Genomic DNA, 26,373 nt, shown 5'->3' with positions numbered 1-26,373 from the left:
GGCGCTCTCGCCGCCGGCGGGAGCGCGAGGTCGTGGCCGGAGCGATAAAATCACTCGACGACCGCGGTAAACATTTAATCGGGGCGAGACCTTAGCCCCGGATATGGTGGAATCCCTCGCGGGGAACGTGCCGCTCTTGCTCCTAGTCGCGGGACTCGTGTTGATGGTCCTCGAGGCGGTGTCTCCCGGCGCACATCTCATCGTCATCGGCGTCGCGCTCGTCGGTGCCGGGCTGCTCGGTGTGTTGTTCTCGCCCTTCGCGAACGTCCTCGTGTTGGCCCTGTTGACGCTGCTTATCGGTGCCGCGGCCGCCTACGTCTACCGCGAGTTCGACTTCTACGGCGGCAAAGGTACTGCCAGGACGACCGACTCGGACTCGCTGGCCGGCGTGACGGGGTACGTCACCGAGACGGTCACGACCCGCAGCGGCGAGGTCAAACTCGAGGAGGGCGGCTTCGCTCCCTACTACAGCGCTCGGACCACCGACGGACGGATCGAGGAGGGGTCGGAAATCATCGTCATCGACCCCGGCGGTGGGAACGTCCTGACCGTCGAGTCCCTCGATGCGATCGGCGAGGACGAGATCGACCGCGCGCTCGCACGCGATCAGGCCGAGACCGAGGCGGCCGCTGAAGCCGATGCCGCCTCGGTGGCCGACACGGAGACCGACGACGAACCGGCCGATGACGCCGCGGTCGACCCCAACGACACCGAACCGGAAACGGAGACGGAAACGGAACGGTGAGGTCCCGATCGGGGCAGACATGTCGACGAAACAAGGGAACGCTTTTCCCCCCACCGCCGTAAGTCGGGGATATGGTGGTCCAACTCATTCCGATGCAGGCCCTCGGTGGGGCCCTGCTACTCGTCGGAGCCCTCTTGCTCGTCCTCGTGATCGCCGCGCTGCTGAGCGCGATCGAGATCGTCGACGCCTACGAGAAACGCGCGCTAACCGTCTTCGGTGAGTACCGAAAACTGCTCGAGCCGGGGATCAACTTCGTCCCGCCGTTCGTCTCGAACACGTACGCGTTCGACATGCGAACCCAGACGCTGGACGTGCCCCGGCAGGAAGCGATCACGCGCGACAACTCGCCCGTGACCGCCGACGCCGTCGTCTACATCAAGGTGATGGACGCCAAGAAGGCGTTCCTGCAGGTCGACGACTACAAACGGGCCGTCTCGAACCTCGCCCAGACGACGCTGCGTGCCGTGCTGGGTGACATGGAACTCGACGACACGCTGAACAAGCGCCAGGAGATCAACGCCCGCATCCGCCAGGAACTCGACGAACCCACCGACGAGTGGGGGATCCGCGTCGAATCGGTCGAGGTCCGCGAGGTCAACCCCTCGAAGGACGTCCAGCGCGCGATGGAGCAACAGACCTCCGCCGAACGGAAACGCCGTGCCATGATCCTCGAGGCACAGGGTGAACGCCGCAGTGCCGTCGAGAAGGCCGAAGGTGACAAACAGAGCGAGATCATCCGCGCCCAGGGTGAAAAGCAGAGCCAGATCCTGGAGGCACAGGGTGACTCCATTTCGACCGTGCTGCGAGCCCGCTCGGCCGAATCGATGGGCGAGCGCGCCATCATCGACAAAGGAATGGAGACGCTCGGCGAGATCGGCCAGGGCGAGTCGACGACGTTCGTCATGCCCCAGGAACTCACCTCGCTGGTCGGGCGCTACGGCAAGCATCTCTCGGGCAGCGACGTCGAGGCGGACGGTCAGGAACTCGAGAGCCGCGAGTTCGACGACGAGACGCGCGAACTGATCGGCCTGGACGACATCGCCGAGATCATCGGCGAGATCGACCAGGAGGCCGAGATGGACGTCGAGGCGATGGAACAGGAGGCCCAGGCGATCAAGGAAGGCCAGGACACGGCGGATATCTCGGATCCCGACGAGGTCATCGAACAGATGGATCAGGACTTCCAGGGCCAGACCGACGGTGGGACCGGCGTGCCGAGCGACGAGGCCGGCGACGACCCCTCGTCCAGCGACTGATCGGCCCGCCCCGCGCTCTTTTGCCGACGCAGCCGTCCAGTAACCGGTCACTATCGGAAAACAGGACGGAGCGAAACCTGTTTTACGGGTCGAACCGTTGTGGACCGTAGATAGACATGACGAAGCCCGACGGGGTCGACGACGAGAAACGAGCGACCCTGCGCCGATTCGCTGCCCTCGGTGCTGCCTCCCCGCTCGTCGGTCGCGCCGACACAGCGGCGGCTGAAACGGGCGAAAGCGACGCGCGCGACGCGATCGCGGGCTATCTCTCGACGACGCCCGGTGCCCACTTCTCGAAGATCCGCGACGACCTCCAGCTGGGGACCGGCGAGACCCAACACCACCTCCGCCGGCTCGAGGACGCCGGCGCGATCGAACGCTACCGCGACGGCGACTACAAGCGCTACGTCACCGCCGGCCGGTTCGACGAGTTCGAAAAGCGGGCGCTTGGCTACCTTCGGCGGGAGACCCCACGTGGTATGCTGATCGAACTCCTCTTGACGCCGTCGGCGACGGCCGCCGATCTCGCGGACGCACTCGAGGTCTCCGCACCCACGGTCAGCAAGTACGCCGGCGAACTCGAGGAGGCGGGCCTGCTCTCGCGGGCGGACGGCTACGCCGTCGAACGCCCCGAGACGGTGCTGGTGCTGGTCGTTCGCCACGCCGACTCCTTCGGCGACCGGGCGCGGACGCTGGCCCGGAACGCCGACGGCTATCTAGCGTATCAGGGCGACGACGCCGAATAATTCGTTCTTACAGCGACTCGAGCGCCGCCGGGAGCCCCGTCAATCCCTCGAGTTCGACGGTCGCGTTCGGCGGCCGTTCGTGATCGCGGTTGTGGTCCCGTCGCACGTAGACCGTCTCGAGGCCCGCTGCCTGCCCCGCGGCGACGTCTTTGTGGGAGTCGCCGACGTAGACACCTTCCGCGACCCCGAGGGTGGCCAGCGCGTCCTCGATGTAGTCGGGGTCGGGCTTGCGCCGCTCGTACCCCTCGAACGTGGGGTCCCGTCCGCGGACGACGTCGAAGTCGATCCCGACGTAGTCGGCGACGAACGCGGCGGTCTCGTGACGGTTGTTGGTTACGAGCCCCACCGTCGTCCGGTCGGCGAGGTCCCGGATCGTCGCGACGTCGTCGTAGATCCCACGCTCGCCGGCACGGAGCCGATCGTGGGTGCCCCGCGAGGCGTAGCGCTCTTTCAACTCCCAGAAACGGTCGGGATCGACCCCCAACTCCTCGCAGTGGGTCCTGATCCGCTCGGCGTCGTGTCGCCTGAAGTCCTCGCGCTGTGCCGGCGACGGATCGACCTCGAGATCGGCTACGGCCGCGTCAGCGGCGTCGGCGTACACCTGCGGGTCGGTGCGCGGTCCCTCGAGAACGATCCCGTCCATGTCGAACAGTACCGTCGTCGTCATTCGGTGCTGCTAGGGGAGCGAGCGAAAAGAGGGTTCGGCAGCCGCGGGGCTCGTGAAACGATCGACAAACGGCAGCGAAATGAGCCCCTTGGTCGGTTCCGTCTCAGATGTCGACCTTCCAGGTGGTACTCGAGGAGTACCCCCACTTTTCGATCTCGACGTCGTAGTCGCCCTCCTGGAGCGCTGTAATGTTCGAGCCGACCTCCTTGGCCGTCATCCCGAGTTCCTGGCCGATCAGACGGGATTTGAAGTACGTCTTCGTCGCCGCGTTGTTCCGAAGGTACTCCAGAATCCGGCGCTGTTTGCTCGTGAGGTCGGGGGCCATTGCAGTGCTCATACACGATGGGATGGCAGGTACACCCTTAGGGGGTTTGGTACGTGCAGTTAACCCGCCGCCGTCCTGCGATTTTTGTGGTCGGTAATCGATGTATACTGCCGTCGAAAGCTTTCGTTGGTACACGAGGTTAATATATATTTGCTGGCGACTGTCATCTGTACGTGTCCGTTTCCGATCGGCGGAATCGCCCGGCTGTCGGGCCGTGAAACCGGCGAGTCGGTGCCGGTGACGGTCAGCTGTCGGCGTCGTAATAGTTCGTTAGGAACGGGCCAAACGAACATGCAACCGCCTGCCCGAGCGCCGCCGTCCGGTCGGTGAGCCGATCCGTGAAGACGCCGACCGCGCCTGCCCCTTCGGCGAGTCCCTCGGTGCCGAGCAGTTCGTCCATCACCGGCCCCAACTCCCGGCCGTCCTCGAGTCGCGCCGCGACGTCGTCCGGAAGGCGGATCGTCGGACCGGCACCACGTTCCAATCGATCGCCGTCGGTGACCGCGCCCCACATGATCAGCGAGAGGCCCGGTGTTCCCTCGAGTCGCGCGACCCCGCCCTCGAGGCCGACGCCGTAGTCGGCCCCGGTCGCCTCGAGCGCCCGTCGGGCACGGTTCTCCGCACCCGTGACCGTCTCCGCGACCGATCGGGGCTGTTCGCTCACGCCGGAGTCGACGGCGACCGGGCGGACGGTCGCTTCGTCTCGCTCGACGGTCCGTTCGACCGCGTCGATCTTGACCGGGTTCGTACTCCCGACTGCGATCTCCATATCGGCCGTTCGAGCGGGGCCGATTTGGGGGCTGTGTTTCCGCTCGCGTTCGCAGTTTTACTCCGCCTATCTATCATGCTCTTTTGCCCGAATTACCCGTTTTCGGGGGATGTGCGGTTGGGATTTCGAAACCCTTAACCCTCGAGTGTCTGAACGTGGGAGGTAACGACTCCGCCCGGGCTTTTACGATCGGTTCGGCCGGGAGCATTCGCGATATGACTAACGCACCATCGAACACGAGAGTACGACGTAGCGAACCCGAAACGAACGAAACGGAAACCGAAACGGAAGAGGAGGATCTCGTCTGTCCGGAGTGTGCGGGCAATCTCGTCGTCGACGACGAACACGGCGAAACGGTCTGTGAGGACTGTGGACTGGTCGTCGAGGAGGACTCCGTCGACCGCGGTCCCGAGTGGCGCGCGTTCGACGCCGCCGAGAAGAACGAGAAGTCCCGCGTGGGTGCGCCCACGACGAACACGATGCACGACAAGGGGCTCTCGACGAACATCGACTGGCGCAACAAAGACGCCTACGGCAACTCGCTTGGCTCGCGCCAGCGCGAGAAGATGCAGCGCCTGCGCAAGTGGAACGAGCGCTTCCGAACTCGTGACTCCAAGGAGCGCAACCTGAAACAGGCCCTCGGCGAGATCGACCGCATGGCGTCTGCACTCGGCCTCCCGACGAACGTCCGCGAGACGGCGTCGGTCATCTACCGACGTGCACTCGACGAGGACCTGCTCCCCGGTCGCTCGATCGAGGGCGTCTCGACGGCCTGTGTCTACGCCGCCGCCCGGCAGGCCGGCGTCCCCCGAAGTCTCGACGAGATCGCCGACGTCTCCCGCGTCGAGAAAAACGAGATCGCACGCACCTACCGCTACGTGGTTCGGGAACTCGGCCTCGAGGTCCAGCCGGCCGATCCCGAGAGCTACGTGCCCCGCTTTGCTTCCGGACTGGAACTCTCCGACGAAGCCGAACACCGCGCGCGGAGCCTGCTCCAGAACGCCAAGGAGAAGGGCGTCCACAGCGGTAAGTCGCCGGTCGGCCTCGCCGCGGCAGCAGTCTATGCCGCCGCACTCCTGACCAACGAGAAGACCACGCAGGCCGCCGTCTCCGATGTCGCCGACATCTCCGAAGTCACGATTCGGAACCGCTACCACGAACTCCTCGAGGCCGAGGAGACTATCGGCCTGGCCTAACTCGCGGCGACGTTCGCCGAAACGATACCGTTTTCCCCGCTCTCGTCCGCACTGCGTAGCAATGAGCCTTCGATTCGATTCGTTCGTTCTCGCGGCGTCGACGGCCGACCTCGCCGACGAGCCCGCGGCCCGTGACCACGCCGACGCGATCGAGTTCCGGATGGATCTGGCCGACGACCCCCTCGCCGCCCTCGAGGCCTATGACGGCGACCTCCCGATCCTCGCGACCAACCGCGCCGCGTGGGAAGGCGGCGAGTGGGCCGGAACCGACGAGGACCGACTCGAGACGCTTGCCGAAGCGACCGCGCTCGCGGGCGTCGACGCGATCGACGTCGAACTCGCGTCGATCCTCGAGGGTGGGGCCGAGGGGCTGCTCGAGACGGCCCGCGACCGCGACGTCTCGATCGTCGCCTCGGCCCACGATTTCGAGGGGACGCCACCCCGCACGGAGTTGGTACGGACGCTGACCGAAGCGGGCAAGTACGCCGACGTCGCGAAGCTGGCAGTGACCGCGGAGTCGACGGCGGACACCCTGGCGCTGCTGTCGGCGACCGAGCAACTGACCGCCCACGGGGACGCCGTCGCGACGATGGCGATGGGCGAGGTCGGGAGCCACACGCGTGCCGTCGCGCCGGTCTATGGGTCGAAGATCGGTTATGCACCCGTCGATCCCGCAGAGGCGACTGCGCCCGGGCAGTACGACCTCGAGACGCTCGCGGAGCTGGTCGGTCGGCTCGAGTGAAAACGAGCGAAATCGGAATGTTAAGGGTCGGGGTCCCCTACGACCCCAACACACAATGACATGGTTCCGTGCGCTTCTCGCGGCCGGCCTCTCGATACTCCTGCCGGGTGCGGGCCATCTCGTGATCCGGGACTGGCTTCGCGCCGCCGTCTTCGCCGGCCTCTTCATCTCGGCGAGTGCGATCTTCCTGCCGATCGAACAGCTCACCGCCGCTGGGCCGATGACGAGCGTCGGCGATATCAACGCGTACGCGGACATCATGGCCGAGGAGACCGACGCGATGACCCAGTTCCTGCTCTCGTTTATCGGTCTCTTCGCCGCGATCGACGCGACCTTCCGCGCACTCGGGTTCCCTCCGGGCAGCGATACCGGCGGGGACGGCGCGACCTGTCCCGAATGCGGGAAGGAAGTCGACGAGGACCTCGAGTTCTGTCACTGGTGTACGACCCGGCTCGAGCCCGCCGCCGACGAAGAGCCGACCCACTCCTGACGCCCCCTCGTTCGGACCGATCCGACCGATCACTGTCGGCGGCATATACCCACGCTAGTAGTACTTCCACGGAGCCCTTTTGTCTCCGCGTCGGATACCACGGCCATCGTCGTCGGCCCCGCGGGCCGGCGGGAGTGACTTCGAATGCGAAGTGACGGAACACGACGTACCGACGACAGTGGGACGGCCGACATCGAACGCGAACGGTACGCGAGCTACCGGGACGGCAACGAGCGGGTCATCGTCGATCGACGGAACCCCGCGGCGTGGGTTCGATCGACGGTCGTTCGCCCCTGCGTTCGATAGCGTCAACGACACTGGCTACAGACGAACTCGGTTGGACTGACCGCCTCGAGCTGTGGCTCCGGAAGGTACCGGCCGCACTCGCGACACCAGGACCAGTAGATCCGGTGTGGATCGGCCGGCTCCGCGCCGGCCGTTCCGGCCGCCGACGCCTCGTCGCGCTCGATCGTCACGGACCGATCCGCGACGCCGGTAACCGTGCCGTCGATCGGGGCGTGCTGGGCGGTGCTGATCCCGTCGCCCGGACGGGCGATCAGCTCGCCCGGTTCGACCTCGTCGCCGGCCCGAACGATCGGCTCGCTGGGCGTCACCACACCCTCGAAGGCGGGGTTCGTCAGCAACGGTACGACGACGCGTTCCGGCTCGAGCCGGGCCGTCGGGGCCGTCTCGTGGCTCGATTCCGACCAGGCCGCCGACGCGAGGACGTTGATCCGGCCGCCGCTCCCGAGGCGGTTCTCCTCGACGACCGAGTCCGCCATGACGAGCAGACAGTTCGTCCGCTTTCGGACGCCGAACTCGTCCGGCGGGCGCTCGATTTCGAAGCACCAGCCCGGCCCACCGTCGAGGACGACCTCGTTTGCCCCCAACTCGTCGGCTCTCCCCGCGGCCTCGAGGAGGTCGGTCGCGGGCGTCCCGACCGGGACCCGGAGGAACCGGTGAGTGGGGACGCGGCCGTCGACGTGGACGAACTTCTCGGTCATCGGCTCGCCGTCGACCAGCGCTCGAGCGACGTTCGCGAGCGTTTCGGTGTTCTGGACGATCCAGCCGTGGTCCATGGGCAGTTCGTCGCCCGCCATGACGACGCCCGCAACGATCCGCATGAGGACGGTCTCCATGCCGAACTCGTATTTGTCGGCGGTGTAGGCGATCACGACGCCCGTTTCGGTCCCGTCGATCGGCAGGTCGCCGGGCTCGTAGACCGTCGCCTCGGTCGCCGCCTCGAGGTCGCCCAGCCATGCCTCGCGGTCGGTCCGCTTGGCGGCGACGACGATCCGATCGAACGCTCGATCGAGCAGGCCGTCGAACAGCGCCGCCAGTTCGTCGGCCCGCTCGCGACCCAGCCACTTGTCCATGTAGTAGTTGGGCTCGCTCTCCTGGTGGTTGACCAGCAGCGAATCGACCTCCTCGAGCCGGTCCCACTTGGCGTAGGTCGGGAACCCGGCACCGCCGGCCCCCGCCAGTCCGGCGTTTCGCAGCGTCACCGCGAACGCCGGCGGTTCGACCGCGCTGACTTTCTCTCGAGTGACGCTCATAGCGTGTTATTGGTGTGGGGCCAGCTACCATAGATAGTGTATACCGTTTCCGTGACGCGATCGAAAAACGATCCGTTAGCGGCCGAGTCGATATCAGGTCCGATGATAGTCCGGGTTTCCGTGGGTCGATCGGCGGCGTTCGATCCGCCGTGACATCTTCGTGCCCTATGTTACCAATTAACTATGAGGGCGAACCGACGGGTCGAGGAAACCCGCTATTTTTCGATGATACTCTCCTCGACGGCCTCGCCGAAGTGTCGGGCCGTGTCCTCGTAGTACAGCAGGATCTCGTCGCCGGCCTCGAGGTCGGTTACTGCCTTGCGGCCCTCGTCGGCGGCGACCTTGATCGTCTCGGCGTTCTGGAGCAGGGTCTCGACGCGGTCGCCCTCAGCGGTCTCGAGGGCGATCCGGAACATCGGTCGCTGTTCGATCTTGACCCGGCCGACGATGGCCTCGCGGGTGTTGCCGTCGGTGTCGACGACCTGGACCTCGTCGCCGCTTTGCAGTTCCGAGAGGTACTTCGTCCCGCCGTCGGGCGTGCGAACGTAGGCGTGGACCGCGCCGGCGTTGACCCGGAACGGCCGCGAGGCGACGTAGGGCGATTCGGCCGTCTCGGCGTGGACGAAGACCAGCCCGCGGCTCATCGAGCCGACGAGCATCCCCTCGTCGTGTTCGAGCAGGCTGCCGGTATCGATACAGACCCGGTCCGCGCTGCCGGCCCGTTCGACCTCGAGGACTTCGGCGGTGGTCAGATCGAGGCTCTCACGGGCGGCCTCGTCGCGGACCTCGACGGTCTCGCGGATCTCGTCGGGATCGTCCGAATCCAGCAGGACGGCGTCGGAGCCGATCTCGAGCGTCTCGAAGGCCGTCTTGGCCTCCTCGGCGCTGGTGACGCCCGCGATCAGGTTCGTCTCCTCGCCGATCCGGGCGATCAGGTTCTCGAGGGGGATGATCGTCCAGTCCTCGCCGACGACGATGGTGTGGTCGGCCTCCTCGGCGGCGGTCTCGGCGAACCGTTCGTACTCCTTGCCGAGGATGCGGACGTATGCACCCCGCTGGAAGTCGCCGTCCCGGCGCAGCGTCGAGAGGTCGGCCGAGCCCGCGAAGTCCTCCGGCAGGTCGATCGTCGCGTCGCCCTCGCCGTTCTTGCCGACGACGATCGCGTCCGCCTGCGATGCGGCCGACTCGTCCGTATCGCCGTCGTCGGCTTCGGCGTCATCGATGTCGTCGACCAGCGTCACGTCCCCGTCGGTCCGAAACGCCGCGACGTTGATCTCGCCGAGTTCGCGGACGCGCTCCACGTCGTCCTCGTCGACCAGTACCCAGTCTGCACCCGCCTCGAGCGCGGCGGTGATCCGCGCCCGGCGGTCGTCCCAGTCGCCGACGGCATCGTCGGCTTTCACCCAGACAGCTCGCGTCATGAATCGACTCTCGAAGGGAACCGGCTTGAACGTGGCGGATCGGGCAGGGGCGTCGGTTCGGTCGGTGATTCCCCGCCGACTCGACCGCTCGCGATCGATTCGCCGTGATGATATTCTGTTTCGTACCAATTACCTCGACACCTGCGATAGTAATGATAGTAACAATACTTTCAGGATAGCTGATAATACATGTCCGGGAGAGCGTTCGAGTATGGGTCAGCGACACCTCGAGGCCGAAGCCGCACCGTCGATCGACTGTGCCGTCCGCCGACTCGAGGTGGACTCTGCTATCGCGGTCGCCCGCGCGGCGTTCGACCACGCCGGCGAGCTGGCGACGCTGGCGTACGATCGGACCGCCGCCGTCCTCGGCGCGGTTCGACTCGCCGCCCGCCGGACCGACGCCGGCGAACCCGATCGCGACGAGATCGCCGCCGCGTTCGATGTCGACCCGGAGCGGGTCGTCGCCGCCGATGAGTTGCTGGCATCGCATCTCGGGTCGCCCGCCGACGCCGACGAGATCCGCTCGCTGCGTCGCGCGCTTCTCGTGGCCCGAGAGGTCCAGACCGCCGTCGAACGCGACCGTAACGCTGGCCCCGAGCTTCCGGGTTCGCGCCTCGCCCACGCCGCGCCCGCCCTCCTCGCTCGCGCGCGCTGGCATCTCGACCCCAGCACCGACTACGAACACCCGGGACTCGATCCGGCGGCGCTGCGGGCCCACGTCGAGCGCCTCGAGGCTGATCTCGCGTTCGCCCGGCTGGGGCCGCGGCTGTACGCGCTCGTCCACGAGGACGACGGCGAAACCGACGAGAACTGAACCGCCCCCGACCCCCGCTGACGCCCCCTCCCTCCGACTACCGTCGATCGCCGCCCTCGTCCATGAGCTTGTGCCGGAACGCCCGGTAGGCGTTCTCGCCGCGCTCGGTTAGTTCGACGACACGGCGGCGGCCGACCGACTCGATCGTGACGTAGCCGTCCTCCGAGAGGGGCTCGAGGACGTGACTGTCGAGGACGCGGAAGGCCCCCTTGTCCTCGCCGGCCCGCTCGTCGGGCGAGCGTCGATCGGCCATGAACGCGAGTTCCCGATCCCGTGCGTACTCGATGAGGTCTTTCTTCTTCGGTGGAGCGGTCCGGTCGTCGTGAAAGCCCTCCCACGCGCTCGGCTCGGCGAGGAACTCCATGATCGCGACCTGGTCGCGGGTCGGCGACTCGATGGGGTAGGTCGGGATCTCCTCGATTTCGTCGAGGCCGAACGAGACCGGCTCGGTTGTTCCGTCGTGGGCGTACTCGGCGGGCTCGACGTAGTAGGCGTGAGCGTCCGTCGAGACGTCCATACACGCGATGGTCGCGCCGATCGCCGGGATCGTCCCCGCGCCGGAGACGTTGACGTACACCTGGTCCTCGGCGTGGACATCTGCGATCGTCGTCACGTCCCCGAGGACGGCGTAGACGTCCGTCAGGTCACACTCTCGGGTCCGGACCTCGGGGACGATCGCCTCAAGTTCCGCGCGGAGTTCCTCGTGATAGTCGGCCGTCGCCGTCGCGTTTCGCTCCTCGACGCCGCGGTCCGTCCCGCTCGGTCGCCGCCCGTCGCCCCCCTCGTCCTCGAGCAGGTAGACCAGATCCGCCCGCTGGTCCCGGATCGGTTCGAGGATCCGGTCGAACTCGTAGCCCAGCGGGACGACGTGGACTCGCTTGACGACATCCATACGGTGTGGGACTCGTCAGTAAAAATAACTGCTACGGATCGACGGTAGGCTCGAGTCGAACCCTCGACGATCGCTGCGTTTCGGCTCCCGACCTCCCCACCGTTCGGGTGGGACTGAAAGGGGCGACCGGGGTCGCGAGGCGAGACGACGGAAGCACTGGAGCGAACGGGGTGAGCGAAGCGCGCAGCGAGTCGCAGCCCGCGAGCGCGGTCGGGGCTTTCAGAACGTATTCGCGGTACCGAGACGGTTCGCAGAGACGCGATCTACAGTCGCCGCTGAACCGGTTCACACACGAGACGATAGTCGGCGAAACGTTCAGAACGCCCCAGCCCCTACATGCACTCGAATGGCCGCCTACGACGCGATCTGTTTCGATCTCGATCACACCCTCTGTACCTCGACGCAGGACGCCGAGGCCCTGCTCGAGTCGGCCTGCCGGCGGGCTGGCCGCGAGCCGTTCTGTACGCCGGCGGACCTGCGCGCTGCGGTCCCGGACCTGCCGACCGCCGAGACCGACCGTGAGTTCTACGACAACCTCTTTACCGAAGTGGCGACGCGAGCGGGCGTCGACACTACCGTCGCCCCGCGACTCGCCGCCGAGTACCTCGCGGCGCGGGATCCGACCGCCGTCGAGTTCCGCCCGGGCGCGAAGGCGGCCCTCGAGTCCGCCCGCGAACGGGGTCGGGTCGGACTCATCACGAACGGCGGTCGGGAGACACAAACGCGGAAACTGCGGGCGCTGGACATTGCGGACGCGTTCGACGTCCGTGTCTTCACGGAGCCAAGTGCTGGGATCCACCCGAAACCGCACGCGGCCCCCTTCGAACGCGCGCTGGCCGAACTCGACGTCGGACCGGACGCGGCGATCCACGTCGGCGACTCCCTCCATGCCGATATCGCCGGCGCCAACGCGATGGGGCTGGACTCGGCGTGGCTGGCGACCGACGCCGACGGTCCGCGCGATCACGAGCCGACCTACGAACTCGCCTCGCTCGAGGCCTTTGACACGATCGTCTGACCGCTACTCGTCGGGCAGGAGGTCAGTATGGATCACGGCCCGGTACTGGGTGTCGGTCCCCGTCTCGAGGCGCTTGAGCAGGGCGGCCGCGTCGGCGAAGTTCTCCGGAACGGTGAACTCGTCGCTCGTATCGTCGTCGCGTCGTTTACAGAACTTCACGAACGCCAGCAGGTTCTCGTAGGTGCCCGGCCGGGCGTAGACCACGCCGATGTCGCCCTCGAGTCGCGCCTGCCAGTCATCGATCACGGGCTCGACCTCGCCGCGGGGCCCCTGCATCCGTTCGGTCAGTTCTTCGGCGTCGACCGCGCCCTCTTCGATCATCCCGTCGAGAACCGCCTGGACGTCCTCGGTGCCGCCCTCGAGCGCCGGGGCGTCGGCCTCGGCCGCAAGTAGCTCCGCGAAGGCCTCGACCTCCGCGCGCCGGACCGCGACGGGGTAGACGAACTCGTGGGTCTCTTTCGGCAGCGTGTACGACTTGGCCGCGACGCCCTGTTCGCCCTCGCCCGGACTGCCCAGCATGAGATCGAGTATTCCCATACTCGAAACAGGTAGTGTGAGTCGAATAAGCCTTCCGCGCTCGCACCGGTTCGGTTCCCCGCTCGAGCGGCCCTCCTACCACTCCTCGCTCAGCGCCGCTTTCGCGCCGCCGTAGCCGCCGGCGGTCGTCCACGTCCGACCGCTGGCGACGTGTTCGACCTCGTAGGACCCACCGCAGGCCCCACACTGGTAGCCGCCGGGCGATTTGACCGGCTTCGATGCCCGATGGCGCTTCGCGTGCCAGTCACACTCCGGCTCGAGACACCGCAGGACGTAGCGCGGGTCGGCGAACTCCTCGCAGTGCCGTGGCGCCTCGAGCGCGGCGGCCCGCTCGCGAAACCGCGGCCCGTGACCAGACTCGCCGAACTGCTGGAACTCCCAGGCGTGGACGAGTTCGTGCCTGACGATCTCCGCGAAGGCGGGCCACTCGTAGGCCTCGTAGGCCCGCCGCGCCAGTACGATCGTCGCCGTTTCGGTCTCTGCGTCCCATCGACACGCGCCCGCCCGCCGTTTGGCCCGCGTCGAGACCGCCCACTCGAGTGCCTCGAGCGCGACCGGCAGGTCGTACTCGTCGACGACCACGCGGGCGTGGATCCGCGCGCGGGCGAGGATCTCGTCGGCGAGCGTGAGATCCGCGTCGTCGGTCACGGACCGATCGAGGAACGGCGAGGCCGAAATCCTTCCGGAACGGCGGGATACTTGCGCCGCCGGAACCGAGTCGAACCAAATGAGCGACCGCGATCTCCCGACGCCCCGTACCCCCGACCCCGACACACCCGTCCGACCGTCCGCGCTCGTGCTGCCGGCCGTCGCCGACCCGCCGCTTACCGAACGTCGTCCGTGGCTCGAGCGCGCCGAGATCACCGACGCCGTGGCGGTCCCGGGGACGGACACGCCGCTGTACGTGGCCGAGGACGGCGTCGCCGTCACGACGACCGGGATCGGCAAGAGCGACGCCGCGACGACCGTCACCGCCCTGCTTGCGGCCCCCGGCGTCGACCTCTCGTCGGCCTACGTCGTCTCGACGGGGATCGCCGGCGGCCCGCCCGCCCGGACCGCGCTCGGCTCGGTCGTCGTCGCCGACGCGATCGTCGACTGGGACCGCAAACACCGCTGGGACCGCGGGGACGCCGATGCGAGCCCCGCGGCCGACGACCCGGCGGACCGGCTCGATCTCCTCGCGTATCGGCCCCGCGACTACGTCCACCGCCTCGAGCCGCGACTCGTCGAGCGCGCGCAGTCGGTCGCCGCGAGCGTCGACCTGCGATCGGACGCCGCCGTCCGGGCGTCCCAGCGGCAGTATCCCGACGCGCCGGCGGCGGGCCCGACCGTCGAGACAGGGACCAGCGTCTGCGGCGACGAGTTCTGGCACGGTCGCGAGCGCGCCCGCGAGGTCGCGTGGCTCTGTGAGGCGTACGGCGTCGCTCCGTTCCTCGCGACCCAGATGGAGGATGCAGCGACGGCGACCGCCCTCGAGCGGTTCGACCGGCTCGAGCGCTACCTGAGCGTGCGGGCGGTGGCCAACTACGACCGGCCGGCCCCCGGTCAGTCGGCCGCCGAGAGCTTCGACGGCACCGATGCGAGCCGCGAGCTGGCGATCGACAACGCCGCCCGCGCCGCCGGTGCGGTCGTCGACGACCTCGTCGCCGCGGACCCGCTCGGACTCGACGGCTGACGCGACACGCCCGACTCAGACCGGCCGGCAGCCGCCGTTTTCGATGACGGTCTCGAGCGCGTCGATGACCGCCTCGCGCTCGCCGTCGCGGACCACGGGCCCCTGCTCGAGCTGGAGCCCGCCCCGGTCCCCGTCGGCGAGCCAGTTGACGAAGTTGTTCGGACTGACGCCGGCGTAGGGACCGTCCGACACCGCCTCGACTGGGGTGGAGACAACGCGCTCGAGGCGGTGGCACACGCGTCGCTTGATCGCGGCATCGACCCCGCCGCCGACGACGACCCGATCGTCGGCGAGCCCGTGGAGGCTGATGACGGTCTCGAAGCCGCGGTCGGCGATCGCCGACAACAGCGGGTAGTCGGCCGGGTCGATGGCCGACGAGGGCGGATGCCACGCCTCGAACGCGTCGTCCTCGTCGTAGCCGAGACACGCCCAACAGCTCGCGTCGGACAACCGGGTCGCGAGTTCGAGAGCCTGCCCTCCAGTGCCGGGTTCGACCCCGCCGCCGTGGGCCGCACAGACCAGCACGTCGTCGTTCGTGCCGTCGTCGTACAGGAGTTCCGTACAGTGGCCCGTTGCGCTCCGTGCGACGGGCCGTGTCGTGAGCGTCGGTTCCGACACGGACGCGGACTACGACGGTTGCCGGGGTAACTCTTGGCACGGTAGCTGAGACCGGGCTCGCCGGAGAGCGATCGGTCACGGCCGAGTATTAAATCTCTCGGAGATCTTTGCTACTGATTGCTGTAGAAACGCCGTTTTGTAGCAGCCGATTTAATAAGTCTCCGCCCGCGAGATCGATCCACGATGGGTCACAACGAGTCGACCCGCGCTCGTGACTCGAGTTCACACGCGGGTCACGACCACGATCACGGCCACGGTGACGACACCACGAGCAGCCGAAAACTCGCCGCCGTCTCGGTGATCAACGTCGTCGGCTTCCTCGTCGAACTCGCTGGCGGGCTGGCCTTCGGCTCCGTCGCGCTCATCAGCGACGCCGTCCACATGCTGTTCGACGCGCTGGCGTACGTGATGGCTTTCGCCGCCGCCCGCGTCGCCGAGGGGTACGGCGACGACGAGCGCTGGTCTTACGGCCTCCACCGCCTCGAGCCGTTCGCGGCCTTCCTGAACGGCCTGCTCCTCCTCCCGATGGTCGGATTCATCCTCTGGGAATCGTATCAGCGCTTCCTCGAACCGGTTGCCATCGGGACCGGCCCGACGATCGCCATCGCCGTCGGCGGCCTGTTGGTCAACGTCGGCTCGGTCTTCATCCTCCACGACGACGCGATGAGCCTCAACGAAAGGGGGGCGTTCTATCACTTGCTCGGCGACGCCGGCGGCTCGATCGCCGTCATCGTCTCCGTCCTCGTGATCGAAGTCACCGGGATCCGCGTCGTCGACCCCATTACCGCGGGGTTGATCGCGGCCGTGGTCGCGTGGTCGGCGGTCCGGGTCCTGCGAGGCAGCGGCGCGATCTTCTTCCTCGAGACGCCGCTGGATCTCGGTGAGATTCGGGCCCACCTCGAGGCAATCGACGGCGTCGACCGCGTCGACGATGTCCACGCGTGGCAGATCTGCAGTCAAATTACGGTCGCAACGGTCCACGTCGAAACCGGCGTCGAGACGATGGCCGAGGCGGAGGCCGTCGTCGGGCGGGCCCACGACGAACTCGCCGGCCACGGCGTCGATCACGCCACCGTCGAACTGAGTCCGCGCTATGCCGACCGGGACGTGCATCTGAACACGCACTGTCACTGAGCCGGCAACCGGACGGCGTCGACCAACGGAGCGAACGGGAGTCGAGAATCAGGCCTCGAGCGCCAGCCCCGCTTCGGCCAGTGCGTCGTCGACCGAGAGATCGTCGTGGACGACGCCCGCGACGGCCCGGGCGATGGCTTCGGGGTCCTCGTGCTGGAAAATCGAGCGACCCATGGAGATGCCAGCGCCGCCGGCGTCCATCGTGCCGCGGACCATCTCGATCGTCTCGCGGTCGCTCCCCTTCGAGCCGCCGGCGATGATGACCGGCAGTCGCGTCGATTCGACGACGTGCTGGAAGCTCTCGGCGTCGCCGCTGTATCCCGTCTTGACGATATCAGCACCGAGTTCCTCGGCGAGGCGAACCGCGTGTCCCAGCGCTTCGGGGTCCGTCGAGTCGACGCCGGGGCCGCGGGCGTAGGCCATCGCCAGGACCGGCATCCCGAGCTGACGGGCCCGCTCGGTGACCTCCGAGAGCTGGTTGATCTGATCGGGCTCGTGATTCGAGCCGACGTTGATGTGGAAGGAGACGGCGTCGGCACCGACCCGAACCGCTTCCTCGACGGTGCCGGTCAGTCGCTTGTCCTGCTCGTCCGGCCCGATCGTCGTCGAGCCGTTGAGATGGACGATGTAGCCCTTCCCGTTCTTGTTCTCGTGAACGCGGGGCGCGATCCCCTTCTGCGTGAGGACGGCGTCGGCACCGCCGCTGGTTACCCCGTCGATCGTCGATTCGATGTCTTTCAGTCCCTGGACGGCACCCATTGTGATGCCGTGGTCCATTGGGACGATCACGTACGAGTCGTCCGTCCCGATTCGATCGAGTCGTGCGTCGATTCCTGTAGTCATTGCGGGAGTGTAGCAAGCTAGCGGTTATGGCTGTTCTGGTTCCGGTGCATCTTCCGGATCGATCGTGACGGTTTCCGCGCCGCTGCGCGCGCCTCGCTTGAGTTCGCGGGCCTTCGCCTCGAGTCGGTCCACCGCCGCCTCGGGCGTGTCGCTCGAGGCTACGATGTCGACCAGCGCGCTGCCGACGATGACGCCGTCGGCCCCGGCCTCGACGATCTCCGCGGCGTGGTCGCCCTTACTGACGCCGAACCCGACTGCCTTCGGAACGTCGTACTCGGAGAGGCGCTCGAGGCTCTCGTGGGTCGCGCCTGAGACGTTCTCGCGCGCACCCGTCGTCCCGAGTCGGGCCTGGACGTAGGCAAAGCCCGACACGTGGGACATGATTCGATCCAGGCGCTCGCCCTCGGTCGTCGGCGCGATGATGAAGACGAGGTCGAGTCCGTTGTCGTCGCAGGCCCGTCGCAGCGGCTCGGCCTCCTCGGCGGGCAGGTCGGGGACGATGATCCCCGAGAGGCCGGCCTCGGCGGCCCGTTCGACGAACGGACGAACGTCCGGCTTGGCTCGCGGGCGTTGCCCGCTCGCTTCTTCCGAGGCGCGTGGCGCCTCGCTGTCCCCGTACTGGAGGATCATGTTGTAGTAGGTCATCACCAGCAGCGGCGCCTCGGTCTCGAGGTCGTCGACCAGTTCGAAAAAGCCCTCGGGGGTCGTCCCGGCCGCCAGCGCGCGGTTGATGGCGTCCTGAATCGTCCGACCCTCTGCGATCGGCTCCGAGAACGGCAGCCCGAGTTCGATCAGGTCCGAGCCGCCCCGATCGAGCGCTTCGACGTAGTCCTTGGTATCGGCCAGCGAGGGGTCGCCCGCGGTGATGTAGGTGATCAGCGCGGGGTGGTTCTCGCGGATGGCGGCCTCGACTTCGCTGTCGTACTCGCTCATCCGTCGAACACCTCCACGTCCGGTGCGGCCTCGAGATCCCGTTTCTCGGTCTCCTCGAGGACGGTCTCGAGGTCCTTGTCGCCACGTCCCGAGACGTTGACGACGACGAGGTCGCCGAGTTCGTCGGCGGACTCCTCTAGATACCCCAGCGCGTGACTCGACTCGAGCGCGGGGATGATCCCCTCGAGCCGCGAGAGTCGGTGGAAGCCGTTGAGCGCGGCCTCGTCGTCGACGTTCGCGGGCGTCACGCGCCCGGTCTCGACGAGATGTGAGAGTTCGGGCCCGACGCCGGCGTAGTCAAGCCCCGCGCTGACGCTGTGGGATTCGACGATCTGGCCGTCGCCGGCCTGCAGGAGCTTCGTCATCGCGCCGTGGAGGACGCCGTCGGTGCCGGTCGAGAGCGTCGCGGAGTTGGGGGCCATCCCCTCTTCCTCGTCGATCTCGAGGCTCGAGCCACCGGCCTCGACGGCGTATAAGTCGACGTGCTCTCGCGGCTCGCTTCCCTCGCCGCTCGATTCATCCGCGGAGCGTGGCTCCGCGCAGTCCGGCACGAACGCGTGGAAGGTGCCCATCGTGTTCGAGCCGCCGCCGGCGCAGGCGACGACGCTGTCTGGCAGTCGCCCCGCTTTCTCCCGGATCTGCTCGCGGATCTCGTCCCCGATGACCGCCTGGAAGTCCCGGACCATCTGCGGGAACGGATGGGGGCCCACCACGGAGCCGATGACGTAGTGGGTCCGCTCGACGGTCGTCGCCCAGTCGCGCATCGTCTCGTTGATCGCCTCCTTCAGAGTGGCGCTACCGGCCTCGACGGGGTTGACCTCGGCCCCGTTCATCCGCATCCGGTAGACGTTCGGACGCTGGCGGTTGACGTCAGTTCGGCCCATGTAGATCTCGCAGGGCATGTCCAGGTGGGCCGCGGCCATCGCCGTCGCGGTGCCGTGTTGGCCCGCGCCGGTTTCGGCGATGATCCGCTCTTTGCCCATGTACTTCGCGAGCAGGACCTGCCCGAGCGCGTTGTTGAGCTTGTGGGCCCCGCCGTGGAGCAGGTCCTCACGCTTGAGATAGACCTCGCGGTCGTAGCGGTCGCTCAGCCGGTCCGCGCGCTGGAGCGGCGTCGGCCGCCCGCCGAAATCGTGCATCCGCTCGCGGAACTCGTCCATGAAGCCGTCCTCGTTTTCCAGGACGTACCGCTCGTAGGCGTCCTCGAGTTCCTGTAAGGCCGGCATCAACGCTTCGGGGACGTACTGCCCGCCGTAGTCGCCGAAGGTACCCGTCCGTCCGGCGTCGCCGTCGTCGTGGTCGTGTTCTGTACTCATGTCTGAATAGTGTCGTCGTGGTCGCTCATGTGGAGTCTCCCGCTGTCGGTTCCGCCCGCGTGAGCCGCCGCGTGTTCTCGGTGACGTCGCTGTCGCCCGTCCCGTGGTCCATGATCGCGCTGCCGACCAACAGGGCGTCGGCACCTGCCTCGCGCATCCGCCGCACGTCGGCCGGCGACGAGATCCCGCTCTCGGCGATCAGCGTCACGTCGTCCGGTACCTCGGGTGCGACCGACTCGAAGGTTTCCAGTTCCACCTTGAGCCGCGCCAGATCCCGGTTGTTCACGCCGACGATCTCCGCGCCCGCATCGATGGCCCACTCGAGTTCCGCTCGGTCGTGGACCTCCACGAGCGGCTGGAACCCCCGCTCGCGGGCCGCAGCGACCAGCCCCTCGAGGTCGTCGACGAACCGCGCGATCAGCAGGAGCAGGTCGGCCTCGACGACGTCCATCCCGTCCTCCTCGAGGACGAAGTCCTTGCGCAACACGGGGACGTCGACGGCCTCGCGGACCCGGGTCAGCGCCTCGGGCGACCCGTCGAAGTGGGTCGGCTCCGTGAGGACCGAGATCGCCGCCGCGCCGCCCGCGACCATCGCCTGCGCGAGTTCGACCGGGTCGTCGGCGCGGGTCCCCGCGGCCGTCGGACTCGTCGGTTTCACCTCCGCGATCACTGGGACCCGCCCGTCGGCCTCGGCCGCCGCCAGCGCGTCGGGAAGCGAGCGCGCATCGACGTCGACGACGCCCTCCCCGCCCGACCGGGCCCGAGCGGCCTCGAGGATCGATCGGACTGCCGGGGCGAGTTCGGTATCGGAGTCCATTATTGTACATCGACGTACTCATATGTACATAAGGCTTGCGTCATCCTCACGGGGCCGGCGGTCGCAGCGAACGGCTAAAGTGTGACCCGTGCTAACTCTAGACTGGGTTCCGTATGTCCGTCGAGAACGAACCCACACTGGATCCGCCGACCTGCTCGCGCTGTGGCCGCGAGATGGAACTCCGTGCCGAGGGGACCGAAACCACGGTCCCGCTGCTCGGCAGCGAGATCGAGTACCGTCAGTTCGGCTGTCCCGAGTGCGGTCAGGGGGCTCGGTTCGAACGGAGCGGCGACGACGAGGACTGGACGCGTACCGGCGTCTGACCGACCACGGTGTCGCGGTCCCGGCACCGAACGTCCGGGACCGGCGGCTATTCAAGCCCGGCTCGCCTACGGGCGGGTATGGACGACGTTACGGAGGCCGGAATCTACGCGCGGGAATCGCCGTACCTCGATCGACACGTCCAGCTCGGTGCCGCGAGCGGACGCGTCCTGAGCGTCTCGTTCCCGGAGATTCCGGACGACGACGCCGAGGACGACCACCCCGTCCTCGACCGGATCTTCGAGTACCTCGACACCGTCGAGGAGATCACCTTCGAGGACGTCCAGGTCGCGATGACGATGCCGACCGACCGGCGGGCGGTCCTCGAGAGCGTCCAGTCGGTCCCCTACGGCGAGCAGGTCTCCGTCGAGACGCTCGCCCGGATGACCTCGGGACTATCCCACGAGGACGACGACGACCTGATTCTCGTCCGGACCGCCCTCGACGAGAACCCCGCCCCGTTGTTGATTCCGGACCACCGCGTGCGCGACGGGCCCAGCGCCGCGCCGCCGGACGTCGAACAGAAGCTCCGGTCGCTCGAAGGGCTCTAAGCACCGGTCGCCGTCTCAGAACTCGGACCGGTCGACCTTTTCCGGTGCTTCGAAATCCGTCGCCAGCTCGAGCAGTTGCACCAGAATCCGGCCGGTCGCGCCCCAGACGGTGTAGCCGTCGACGTGGAAGTAGTGGATAACGATCTCGCCGTAGTAGGGGTGTGAACGGCGCTCGTACTCGTAGTTCGAGCGGTCGAGCAGCCCCGACAGCGGGAGGACGACGATCTCGGCGACCTCGCTCTCATCGCGGACGTACTCCCGGTCGGGGACGTGTGCGACGAAGGGGGTAACTGCGTACTCGGTGACGGTTCGGATGTCGTCGAGTTGGCCGACGACCTCGGCCTCGCTTCGCTCGAGGCCGATCTCCTCGTTGGCCTCCCGGAGCGCGGTGTCGAGGATCGTCCCGTCTACGGGTTCGGCCCCGCCGCCGGGGAAACTCATCTGGCCGGGGTGTTCGCCGAGGTGGTCGGCCCGCCGGGTAAAGAGGAGGTGGTCCTCGCCGTCGCGGTCGACGATCGGCGCGAGGACGGCCGCGTCGAACTCCTGATCGGTGATCTCCGTCGGCTCGTAGCTCGCGACCGGCTCGAGCGTCAGTCGGGCCGTCATTCTTCGAGCCGTTCCTCCAGTCGTCGACGTTCGTCGGTGCAATCGATCGGAGCCCACGCCTCGAGATCGTAGGTGACGTCGATCAGGGTCCGGGCCCGCTCGGCGTTCTCCGCCTCGACGGCCGTTTCGACGGCCTCGCGCAGCCGTTCGCCGGCGGCCTCGCCAAGCGCCTCGCGGTCGAGTCGTCGGCGGTCGATCTCGAGGATGTGCGGAACGTCCTCGGCGTCCTCCGGAACCGTCGGAAAGGCGGTCGGGCCGGCGACCAACAGCGCCTCGTCGTCGGGTCCACCGTCGTCCCCGTCGGGCTCGTACCGCACGAGCGCGAACGACTCGAGGGCGTCCCGGATCGCCGTCTCGAGGGCCGCCGCCTCGACCGACCCCCCGTCGGCGCGGTAGGCGGCCTCGGCGAGCGCCCGCTCGAGTTCCGTGCGGGTCAGCCCGCCGAAGAGATCGACCACGCCGGCCAGTTCGTCGGCGGTCGCGTCCATACGGTGTGCAAGGAGCGGTGAGAGGATTAGTCTTGCGAGCGCGAGCCGGTGCGGCGGTCCCGCCAGGGGCGGGCCGCCGCCAGCACGTCGGCCGGCGCGAACGGGGCTTCGGTCCAGCGTGGCAGCCGCGTGTCGGCTTCCGGCGGTGCGATCGACTCGGCGTAGCGGGCGAGCTGGTCCCGCTCGGCCGCGGGCTCGTACTCGAGGCCGTTAAAGGCGGCGTCGGCCCGATACTGGTCGATCAGTTCCTCGCCGGCGGCCCGGTAGCGTTCGGTCAGACTCCCGTAAGCGGGCTCGACGCCGTGTTCCTCGAGGACGCCCAGCAGCGTCGCAGCCACCTCCCGGCTCATCCCCTCGAGGCCGGTATCGCCGGCGACCGCGCGGTGGTCGTGGACGTGTCGGCCCAGATCGACCTGCGCGGAGCGGTCGAACCCGGCGACGTCGAAAGCGTCGCTGAGGGTCCCGACCTCGAGCCCCCATGCCCGCGGGGCGCGGAGGCGGCGGGCCAGCGAGGCCGTCGCGGCGAACTCGCCGGCCAGCGCGTAGCGAAACGCCCCGAGGTAGTCGAGGATCGGGGCGTCGTGGGCGTCGGCCAGCGCCCGCACGAGCGGTGCGTAAAACAGCCGGAAGAGCCGCCCGTAGAGCCGCTCGTCCTCGACGCGGGCGTAGTACCCCTTCGCGAAGTCGAACCCCAGTTGCAGCGGCGCGAGCAGGCGGTGGACGTGTTCGGCCTCGTAGCTGCGGGCGTCGGCGTCGTGGACGACGACCGCGTCGCCGGCCGCGGCGGCGGGACCGAGCGCCAGCCAGACGTCGCGGCCCTTGCCGAACCCGCCGTCGAGCCCCGCCTCGGCAAACAGCGTCTCGATGCCGGGTGCGTTACACCAGAGGAGCCTGAACGGCAGGGCAAACGAGGCCAGCCACTCCCGGAACGGCTCGACCCGGTCGGGCTCGGCACGGATCGGCACGAAGACCGCGGCCGGCGAGGGCTCGAGGCGCTCGAGTTCGCCGAGGACGCGCGCGGCGGCGGGGCTCTCCAGTTCGCGGCCGGCCATGGGGACGACGACGGCCGTCTCGGCGACCGCGTCGACCGCGCTCGAGCGGGCCCCGCCGGCCGAACTCGCCTCGCCGAACTCGTGGAGCGTCGCGATCCGCTCCTGGACGTACTCCATCGGTGGGGTCTTCGGCCCGATCGGTAAAACGACCACGGATCCGGCTAGGTAGGTACGTCGCGAGTAGACGACGAACGCCGCCGTCACGATACGCGGAGCGGTCGGCGCATCGACACTCGAAAAAGCACCGGTCTTTTTCTCCCCCACCTTCTTACAGGGCGAATATGAAATCAGTCCGGAAGGCGCTCCGCGACGGCGAACTCGAGAAAGACACCTACGATCGACTCGTCTGTGGCGAGTGCGAAAAGCCCCTGAAGACCGAAAACGACCCGGACGAGATCAAGACGGTCCGTATCTGTCCCGACTGTGCGGATGAGTGGAAAGAGATCCGGTAACGGCCGTCTCGCGTACCGTCGCGGCCGGCCCGTGAGGGCCGATCGGGCCGCCGTGCGAACCGATCTTCGCCGTACTGGCCGGTGTCTTTTGGCCACGGGCGACGAGTGCCGACCGTGAGCGACGACCATCGCGACCGTCCGGCAATCCTCGAACACGACGACCCCAGACATATCGTCACGCTTCCCGACGGTAGCGTCGATCGCTGGTACGCGCTCGGTGGCTCGGGCGGCGACCGCTTCGAGTCGGCCGACGCGTTCGCCGACCGGCTCGCGGCCGGCGACCGCACCTTCTCGCTCGAGCCGACGGCCGTTCGGCCGGGCGGGCAGGCGGTCAACGCGGCGCGGCAGGTACACGCCCTCGGCGATCGGGCGACGCTCGTCGGCCACCTCGACCATCCGGTGTTTCCCGACTTTCCGTTCGAGATGCGCTCGATGGGGCCGCCGGCGACAGTCCGCGTCGTCGACGTCGGCGGAGAGGAACTCCAGCTCGCCGAACCGGGGCCGGCCGAGGACTGGGGACTCGCGGAGCTGCTCGCGGTCGTCGACTGGGACCGGCTCGTCGGCGCGGACGCGCTGTGTTGTACGAACTGGGTCTCGGTCCGGGGCCTCACCGCGGTCTTCGACCGGCTGGCGGCGACCCCGCCCGCGGATCCGCTTCCGATCGTCGTCGATCCAGGGCCGATCGAGACCGTCGACCCGGCCGCGCTCGAGGGGCTGTTCGACGCACTCTCGCGGGCCGACCGGGCCGACGACTCGCTCGCGGTGGTCCTGAGCGTGAACCCGACGGAGTTTCGGGCCGCCGCGCGCACCGTTGGCGTCGACGCCGAGCCCACCGCCGACTCGCTTGCCGCACTTCGCGCTGCGCTCGATCTCACCGGTGTCGTCTTCCACGGCGCGGACGCGGCCATCGGCGCGACGCGGACCGAGACCGCCGTCGTGGAGATGTACGACGTCGGCGACCCGCGGCGGACGACCGGTGCCGGCGACCGGTTCTCGGCCGGACTGACCTGTGCGCTGGCCCGCGGGTGGGGCCTCGAGTCGGCGCTGTCGCTTGGAAACGCCTGTGCGGCACACTTCGTCGAAACGGGTGACACGGCCGGTCCGGCGGCCGTCCGGGCGCTGCGCGAGGACTAGCGCTCGCCGGCCATCGCAGAGAAGAGGCGCTCTTCGAACTCATCGCGGCTGATGCCGTCGGAGGGACCGATCCCGTTCATGTGATCGATCGAGAGCTGGCCGCCGCCCATCCGCGCGTGGCCGCCCGCACTCGCCATCGGAATGTCGCTGATGGCGTGGCGAAGCGCCTCGCCCATGTGGACCCGGTCGTCCCGGGAGCGCCCCGAGAGGTGGATCGTCCCGTCGTGTTCGCCGTAGACGACGACGGCCGTCACCCCCTCGAGGTGCATGAGTTCGTCGGCGGCCTGGGGGATCGCGTCGACGTTGCCGATCTCGCCGACGTCACAGACGGCGAAGGGGCCTTCGATCCGCTTTTCGGTGATCGCCGTCGCCTTGACCCGAAGGACGTCGTCGCTGACCTGCGGGTTCGCGATCCGATCGAGCAGGTCCTCGTCGATCCCGGAAAACAACGTCGCACAGGCGTCGAACTCGGCCCGCGAGCAGCCGTTGGTCAGGTGGTTCGTGTCCGACTGGATGCCATAGAGTAGCCCGGTCGCGAGTTCCGGCGATACGTCGGGGCCGCTGCCCTCCCCGTCGTCCAGCGTCGCTCCGATCTCCTCTAAGTACTCGACGATGATCGTCGAGGCCGCGCCGTAGTCGGTCCGGACGTCGGTGAACTTCGTGCCGGCACCGTTGCCGGGGTGGTGGTCGACGACCGCGACCGGCTCGACGGTCTGGGCCCCGGTGAAGCCACGCGGCGTGTTGTGATCGACCAGGACGACCGGGTCCGCGGCGAGCTGGGAGCTGGCGTCGATCGATTCCATCTCCAACTCGAGAACGGTCCGGAACGCCCGGTTCTCCTGATGGCGGATCTCGCCGGCGTACTGCAGTTCGGCGTCGGTGTCGACTGCGTCGGCGATCGCCGCGACGCCCATCGCACACGACATGGCGTCGGGATCCGGGTTCGGGTGCATCAACACCGTCACCTCGTCGTGGGTCGCCAGCAACCGCTGTAACTGTGCGCCCGGCGGCCGCCGGAACCACCGCACGACCCACCAGCCGCCGACGGCGAGCCCGACGACGGCAAGCACCAGCAGGGAGAGAACGAGCGGCTCGAGGGAGCGCACCGAGTCGCCGATCGACTCGGTCGCGAGCGGTGTCGCCCCGACGACCCCACCGTCGATCGGGGCGCTCCGATAGCTCATACCCGGAAATCAGATCGAACCCTCAAGAATTTTCCCCCGATTCCGGCGCGTTGTTACTCCTCGGTCCCGCAATAT

32 protein-coding genes are annotated in these 26,373 nt (G+C 68.1%); 15 read left to right on the top strand and 17 right to left on the bottom strand.

What is annotated here, in order from left to right; all coding sequences use genetic code 11:
• The first annotated feature begins 103 nt into the window (after positions 1-103).
• From NP511_RS07425 to NP511_RS07415, 3 genes are all read left to right on the top strand, one after another.
• Positions 104-745 carry an NfeD family protein gene (locus tag NP511_RS07425; RefSeq protein WP_006650059.1) on the top strand — a complete coding sequence of 214 codons (642 nt, stop codon included), beginning with the start codon at positions 104-106 and terminating at the stop codon, positions 743-745.
• Between the two features lie 71 nt (positions 746-816).
• Positions 817-2,001, top strand: coding sequence for an SPFH domain-containing protein (locus NP511_RS07420; RefSeq protein WP_006650060.1), 1,185 nt, complete (start codon positions 817-819; stop codon positions 1,999-2,001).
• A gap of 116 nt (positions 2,002-2,117) precedes the next feature.
• Positions 2,118-2,747, top strand: coding sequence for a winged helix-turn-helix transcriptional regulator (locus tag NP511_RS07415; RefSeq protein WP_006650061.1), 630 nt, complete (start codon positions 2,118-2,120; stop codon positions 2,745-2,747).
• A gap of 7 nt (positions 2,748-2,754) precedes the next feature.
• Here NP511_RS07415 and NP511_RS07410 read toward each other — a convergent pair whose 3' ends face one another.
• The 3 genes from NP511_RS07410 to yjjX form a co-directional block, all read right to left on the bottom strand.
• Complete coding sequence (locus NP511_RS07410; RefSeq protein WP_049965023.1) at positions 2,755-3,414, bottom strand: HAD family hydrolase; 660 nt, start codon at positions 3,412-3,414, stop codon at positions 2,755-2,757.
• Positions 3,415-3,517: 103 nt separating this feature from the next.
• Positions 3,518-3,739, bottom strand: a complete 222-nt coding sequence (locus NP511_RS07405) for a DUF7123 family protein (protein ID WP_006182561.1) — start codon at positions 3,737-3,739, stop codon at positions 3,518-3,520.
• A gap of 244 nt (positions 3,740-3,983) precedes the next feature.
• Positions 3,984-4,508: an inosine/xanthosine triphosphatase gene (gene yjjX, locus NP511_RS07400; RefSeq protein ID WP_006650063.1), complete on the bottom strand. Its 525-nt coding sequence runs from the start codon at positions 4,506-4,508 to the stop codon at positions 3,984-3,986.
• 215 nt (positions 4,509-4,723) lie between these two features.
• On the opposite strand from yjjX, the gene NP511_RS07395 reads away from it, so the two are divergent.
• From NP511_RS07395 to NP511_RS07380, 4 genes are all read left to right on the top strand, one after another.
• Complete coding sequence (locus NP511_RS07395; RefSeq protein ID WP_006182559.1) at positions 4,724-5,704, top strand: transcription initiation factor IIB; 981 nt, start codon at positions 4,724-4,726, stop codon at positions 5,702-5,704.
• 61 nt (positions 5,705-5,765) lie between these two features.
• Complete coding sequence (locus NP511_RS07390; RefSeq protein ID WP_049965022.1) at positions 5,766-6,446, top strand: type I 3-dehydroquinate dehydratase; 681 nt, start codon at positions 5,766-5,768, stop codon at positions 6,444-6,446.
• A gap of 55 nt (positions 6,447-6,501) precedes the next feature.
• On the top strand, positions 6,502-6,936 hold the full coding sequence (locus NP511_RS07385) for a zinc ribbon domain-containing protein (RefSeq protein WP_006182557.1): 435 nt from the start codon (positions 6,502-6,504) through the stop codon (positions 6,934-6,936).
• A 144-nt stretch (positions 6,937-7,080) separates the two neighbouring features.
• Positions 7,081-7,242, top strand: a complete 162-nt coding sequence (locus tag NP511_RS07380) for a DUF7331 family protein (RefSeq protein WP_162834888.1) — start codon at positions 7,081-7,083, stop codon at positions 7,240-7,242.
• Between the two features lie 2 nt (positions 7,243-7,244).
• On the opposite strand, the gene NP511_RS07375 is transcribed toward NP511_RS07380, so the two are convergent.
• Together NP511_RS07375 and NP511_RS07370 are read right to left on the bottom strand one after the other, a co-directional pair.
• On the bottom strand, positions 7,245-8,492 hold the full coding sequence (locus NP511_RS07375; RefSeq protein ID WP_049965021.1) for an NADH dehydrogenase: 1,248 nt from the start codon (positions 8,490-8,492) through the stop codon (positions 7,245-7,247).
• 215 nt (positions 8,493-8,707) lie between these two features.
• Positions 8,708-9,913, bottom strand: coding sequence for a 3-dehydroquinate synthase II (locus NP511_RS07370; RefSeq protein ID WP_006650067.1), 1,206 nt, complete (start codon positions 9,911-9,913; stop codon positions 8,708-8,710).
• Positions 9,914-10,124: 211 nt separating this feature from the next.
• On the opposite strand from NP511_RS07370, the gene NP511_RS07365 reads away from it, so the two are divergent.
• Positions 10,125-10,727 (top strand): hypothetical protein, encoded by a 603-nt coding sequence (locus NP511_RS07365; protein WP_049965020.1) that lies wholly within the window; start codon positions 10,125-10,127, stop codon positions 10,725-10,727.
• Positions 10,728-10,764: 37 nt separating this feature from the next.
• Here NP511_RS07365 and NP511_RS07360 read toward each other — a convergent pair whose 3' ends face one another.
• Positions 10,765-11,619: an HFX_2341 family transcriptional regulator domain-containing protein gene (locus tag NP511_RS07360; RefSeq protein WP_049965019.1), complete on the bottom strand. Its 855-nt coding sequence runs from the start codon at positions 11,617-11,619 to the stop codon at positions 10,765-10,767.
• A gap of 346 nt (positions 11,620-11,965) precedes the next feature.
• On the opposite strand from NP511_RS07360, the gene NP511_RS07355 reads away from it, so the two are divergent.
• Positions 11,966-12,637 carry an HAD family hydrolase gene (locus NP511_RS07355; protein ID WP_049965018.1) on the top strand — a complete coding sequence of 224 codons (672 nt, stop codon included), beginning with the start codon at positions 11,966-11,968 and terminating at the stop codon, positions 12,635-12,637.
• A gap of 3 nt (positions 12,638-12,640) precedes the next feature.
• Here the strand turns inward: NP511_RS07355 and NP511_RS07350 are convergent, their stop codons facing one another.
• Both NP511_RS07350 and NP511_RS07345 read right to left on the bottom strand, forming a co-directional pair.
• Positions 12,641-13,174, bottom strand: a complete 534-nt coding sequence (locus NP511_RS07350; RefSeq protein WP_006650071.1) for a hypothetical protein — start codon at positions 13,172-13,174, stop codon at positions 12,641-12,643.
• A gap of 75 nt (positions 13,175-13,249) precedes the next feature.
• Positions 13,250-13,822 (bottom strand): SprT family zinc-dependent metalloprotease, encoded by a 573-nt coding sequence (locus tag NP511_RS07345; RefSeq protein WP_049965017.1) that lies wholly within the window; start codon positions 13,820-13,822, stop codon positions 13,250-13,252.
• A gap of 79 nt (positions 13,823-13,901) precedes the next feature.
• Here NP511_RS07345 and NP511_RS07340 point away from each other — a divergent pair, with 79 nt between their 5' ends.
• Entirely contained in the window at positions 13,902-14,849 is a 948-nt protein-coding gene (locus tag NP511_RS07340; RefSeq protein WP_049965016.1) for a phosphorylase family protein, read from the top strand.
• Between the two features lie 15 nt (positions 14,850-14,864).
• Here NP511_RS07340 and NP511_RS07335 read toward each other — a convergent pair whose 3' ends face one another.
• A complete protein-coding gene (locus NP511_RS07335; protein ID WP_049965015.1) occupies positions 14,865-15,467 on the bottom strand; it encodes a poly-gamma-glutamate hydrolase family protein in 603 nt (200 codons plus the stop codon).
• A 183-nt stretch (positions 15,468-15,650) separates the two neighbouring features.
• Between NP511_RS07335 and NP511_RS07330 the strand changes: the two genes are divergently transcribed.
• Complete coding sequence (locus tag NP511_RS07330; protein ID WP_049965014.1) at positions 15,651-16,601, top strand: cation diffusion facilitator family transporter; 951 nt, start codon at positions 15,651-15,653, stop codon at positions 16,599-16,601.
• Positions 16,602-16,649: 48 nt separating this feature from the next.
• Here NP511_RS07330 and NP511_RS07325 read toward each other — a convergent pair whose 3' ends face one another.
• The 4 genes from NP511_RS07325 to trpC are packed head-to-tail and all read right to left on the bottom strand — an operon-like array spanning position 16,650 to position 20,510.
• Entirely contained in the window at positions 16,650-17,444 is a 795-nt protein-coding gene (locus NP511_RS07325) for a 2-amino-3,7-dideoxy-D-threo-hept-6-ulosonate synthase (protein ID WP_006650076.1), read from the bottom strand.
• A gap of 24 nt (positions 17,445-17,468) precedes the next feature.
• Complete coding sequence (gene trpA, locus NP511_RS07320) at positions 17,469-18,377, bottom strand: tryptophan synthase subunit alpha (protein ID WP_006650077.1); 909 nt, start codon at positions 18,375-18,377, stop codon at positions 17,469-17,471.
• A complete protein-coding gene (trpB, locus tag NP511_RS07315; protein ID WP_049965013.1) occupies positions 18,374-19,693 on the bottom strand; it encodes a tryptophan synthase subunit beta in 1,320 nt (439 codons plus the stop codon). The genes trpA and trpB overlap by 4 nt, the downstream gene beginning before the upstream one ends.
• A gap of 25 nt (positions 19,694-19,718) precedes the next feature.
• The gene (gene trpC, locus NP511_RS07310; protein WP_049965012.1) at positions 19,719-20,510 is read right to left on the bottom strand and encodes an indole-3-glycerol phosphate synthase; all 792 of its coding nucleotides are present in this window, start codon (positions 20,508-20,510) and stop codon (positions 19,719-19,721) included.
• 113 nt (positions 20,511-20,623) lie between these two features.
• On the opposite strand from trpC, the gene NP511_RS07305 reads away from it, so the two are divergent.
• Entirely contained in the window at positions 20,624-20,833 is a 210-nt protein-coding gene (locus NP511_RS07305) for a hypothetical protein (RefSeq protein ID WP_006650080.1), read from the top strand.
• A 78-nt stretch (positions 20,834-20,911) separates the two neighbouring features.
• Positions 20,912-21,382 (top strand): MGMT family protein, encoded by a 471-nt coding sequence (locus tag NP511_RS07300; RefSeq protein ID WP_049965011.1) that lies wholly within the window; start codon positions 20,912-20,914, stop codon positions 21,380-21,382.
• Between the two features lie 15 nt (positions 21,383-21,397).
• On the opposite strand, the gene NP511_RS07295 is transcribed toward NP511_RS07300, so the two are convergent.
• From NP511_RS07295 to NP511_RS07285, 3 genes are read right to left on the bottom strand one after another with little or no spacing between them, the layout of a single operon-like run.
• Positions 21,398-21,988: an NUDIX hydrolase gene (locus NP511_RS07295; RefSeq protein WP_006650082.1), complete on the bottom strand. Its 591-nt coding sequence runs from the start codon at positions 21,986-21,988 to the stop codon at positions 21,398-21,400.
• The gene (locus tag NP511_RS07290) at positions 21,985-22,476 is read right to left on the bottom strand and encodes a DUF7109 family protein (protein ID WP_049965010.1); all 492 of its coding nucleotides are present in this window, start codon (positions 22,474-22,476) and stop codon (positions 21,985-21,987) included. Before NP511_RS07290 ends, NP511_RS07295 begins: the two co-directional genes overlap by 4 nt.
• Positions 22,477-22,502: 26 nt before the next feature.
• A complete protein-coding gene (locus tag NP511_RS07285) occupies positions 22,503-23,645 on the bottom strand; it encodes a glycosyltransferase family protein (RefSeq protein WP_049965009.1) in 1,143 nt (380 codons plus the stop codon).
• 164 nt (positions 23,646-23,809) lie between these two features.
• Here NP511_RS07285 and NP511_RS07280 point away from each other — a divergent pair, with 164 nt between their 5' ends.
• Entirely contained in the window at positions 23,810-23,980 is a 171-nt protein-coding gene (locus tag NP511_RS07280) for an HVO_0758 family zinc finger protein (RefSeq protein WP_006182537.1), read from the top strand.
• A gap of 114 nt (positions 23,981-24,094) precedes the next feature.
• Positions 24,095-25,114, top strand: coding sequence for a carbohydrate kinase family protein (locus NP511_RS07275; RefSeq protein ID WP_049965097.1), 1,020 nt, complete (start codon positions 24,095-24,097; stop codon positions 25,112-25,114).
• Here NP511_RS07275 and NP511_RS07270 read toward each other — a convergent pair.
• Complete coding sequence (locus NP511_RS07270; RefSeq protein ID WP_049965008.1) at positions 25,111-26,298, bottom strand: DHH family phosphoesterase; 1,188 nt, start codon at positions 26,296-26,298, stop codon at positions 25,111-25,113. The genes NP511_RS07275 and NP511_RS07270 overlap by 4 nt on opposite strands.
• Positions 26,299-26,373 lie beyond the last annotated feature (75 nt).

The organism is Natrinema thermotolerans, assembly GCF_031165565.1.
GTDB lineage: Archaea > Halobacteriota > Halobacteria > Halobacteriales > Natrialbaceae > Natrinema > Natrinema thermotolerans.
Note: the sequence above shows the minus strand (reverse complement) of the source record. Positions and strands in the feature narration are given on the sequence as shown.

Coding starts and splice junctions, on each gene's coding strand:
- NP511_RS07425 (WP_006650059.1), top strand. CDS start 104: ATGGTGGAATCCCTCGCGGGGAACGTGCCGCTCTTGCTCCTAGTCGCG.
- NP511_RS07420 (WP_006650060.1), top strand. CDS start 817: ATGGTGGTCCAACTCATTCCGATGCAGGCCCTCGGTGGGGCCCTGCTA.
- NP511_RS07415 (WP_006650061.1), top strand. CDS start 2,118: ATGACGAAGCCCGACGGGGTCGACGACGAGAAACGAGCGACCCTGCGC.
- NP511_RS07410 (WP_049965023.1), bottom strand. CDS start 3,414: ATGACGACGACGGTACTGTTCGACATGGACGGGATCGTTCTCGAGGGA.
- NP511_RS07405 (WP_006182561.1), bottom strand. CDS start 3,739: ATGGCCCCCGACCTCACGAGCAAACAGCGCCGGATTCTGGAGTACCTT.
- yjjX (WP_006650063.1), bottom strand. CDS start 4,508: ATGGAGATCGCAGTCGGGAGTACGAACCCGGTCAAGATCGACGCGGTC.
- NP511_RS07395 (WP_006182559.1), top strand. CDS start 4,724: ATGACTAACGCACCATCGAACACGAGAGTACGACGTAGCGAACCCGAA.
- NP511_RS07390 (WP_049965022.1), top strand. CDS start 5,766: ATGAGCCTTCGATTCGATTCGTTCGTTCTCGCGGCGTCGACGGCCGAC.
- NP511_RS07385 (WP_006182557.1), top strand. CDS start 6,502: ATGACATGGTTCCGTGCGCTTCTCGCGGCCGGCCTCTCGATACTCCTG.
- NP511_RS07380 (WP_162834888.1), top strand. CDS start 7,081: ATGCGAAGTGACGGAACACGACGTACCGACGACAGTGGGACGGCCGAC.
- NP511_RS07375 (WP_049965021.1), bottom strand. CDS start 8,492: ATGAGCGTCACTCGAGAGAAAGTCAGCGCGGTCGAACCGCCGGCGTTC.
- NP511_RS07370 (WP_006650067.1), bottom strand. CDS start 9,913: ATGACGCGAGCTGTCTGGGTGAAAGCCGACGATGCCGTCGGCGACTGG.
- NP511_RS07365 (WP_049965020.1), top strand. CDS start 10,125: ATGGGTCAGCGACACCTCGAGGCCGAAGCCGCACCGTCGATCGACTGT.
- NP511_RS07360 (WP_049965019.1), bottom strand. CDS start 11,619: ATGGATGTCGTCAAGCGAGTCCACGTCGTCCCGCTGGGCTACGAGTTC.
- NP511_RS07355 (WP_049965018.1), top strand. CDS start 11,966: ATGGCCGCCTACGACGCGATCTGTTTCGATCTCGATCACACCCTCTGT.
- NP511_RS07350 (WP_006650071.1), bottom strand. CDS start 13,174: ATGGGAATACTCGATCTCATGCTGGGCAGTCCGGGCGAGGGCGAACAG.
- NP511_RS07340 (WP_049965016.1), top strand. CDS start 13,902: ATGAGCGACCGCGATCTCCCGACGCCCCGTACCCCCGACCCCGACACA.
- NP511_RS07330 (WP_049965014.1), top strand. CDS start 15,651: ATGGGTCACAACGAGTCGACCCGCGCTCGTGACTCGAGTTCACACGCG.
- NP511_RS07325 (WP_006650076.1), bottom strand. CDS start 17,444: ATGACTACAGGAATCGACGCACGACTCGATCGAATCGGGACGGACGAC.
- trpA (WP_006650077.1), bottom strand. CDS start 18,377: ATGAGCGAGTACGACAGCGAAGTCGAGGCCGCCATCCGCGAGAACCAC.
- trpB (WP_049965013.1), bottom strand. CDS start 19,693: ATGAGTACAGAACACGACCACGACGACGGCGACGCCGGACGGACGGGT.
- trpC (WP_049965012.1), bottom strand. CDS start 20,510: ATGGACTCCGATACCGAACTCGCCCCGGCAGTCCGATCGATCCTCGAG.
- NP511_RS07305 (WP_006650080.1), top strand. CDS start 20,624: ATGTCCGTCGAGAACGAACCCACACTGGATCCGCCGACCTGCTCGCGC.
- NP511_RS07300 (WP_049965011.1), top strand. CDS start 20,912: ATGGACGACGTTACGGAGGCCGGAATCTACGCGCGGGAATCGCCGTAC.
- NP511_RS07295 (WP_006650082.1), bottom strand. CDS start 21,988: ATGACGGCCCGACTGACGCTCGAGCCGGTCGCGAGCTACGAGCCGACG.
- NP511_RS07290 (WP_049965010.1), bottom strand. CDS start 22,476: ATGGACGCGACCGCCGACGAACTGGCCGGCGTGGTCGATCTCTTCGGC.
- NP511_RS07285 (WP_049965009.1), bottom strand. CDS start 23,645: ATGGAGTACGTCCAGGAGCGGATCGCGACGCTCCACGAGTTCGGCGAG.
- NP511_RS07280 (WP_006182537.1), top strand. CDS start 23,810: ATGAAATCAGTCCGGAAGGCGCTCCGCGACGGCGAACTCGAGAAAGAC.
- NP511_RS07270 (WP_049965008.1), bottom strand. CDS start 26,298: ATGAGCTATCGGAGCGCCCCGATCGACGGTGGGGTCGTCGGGGCGACA.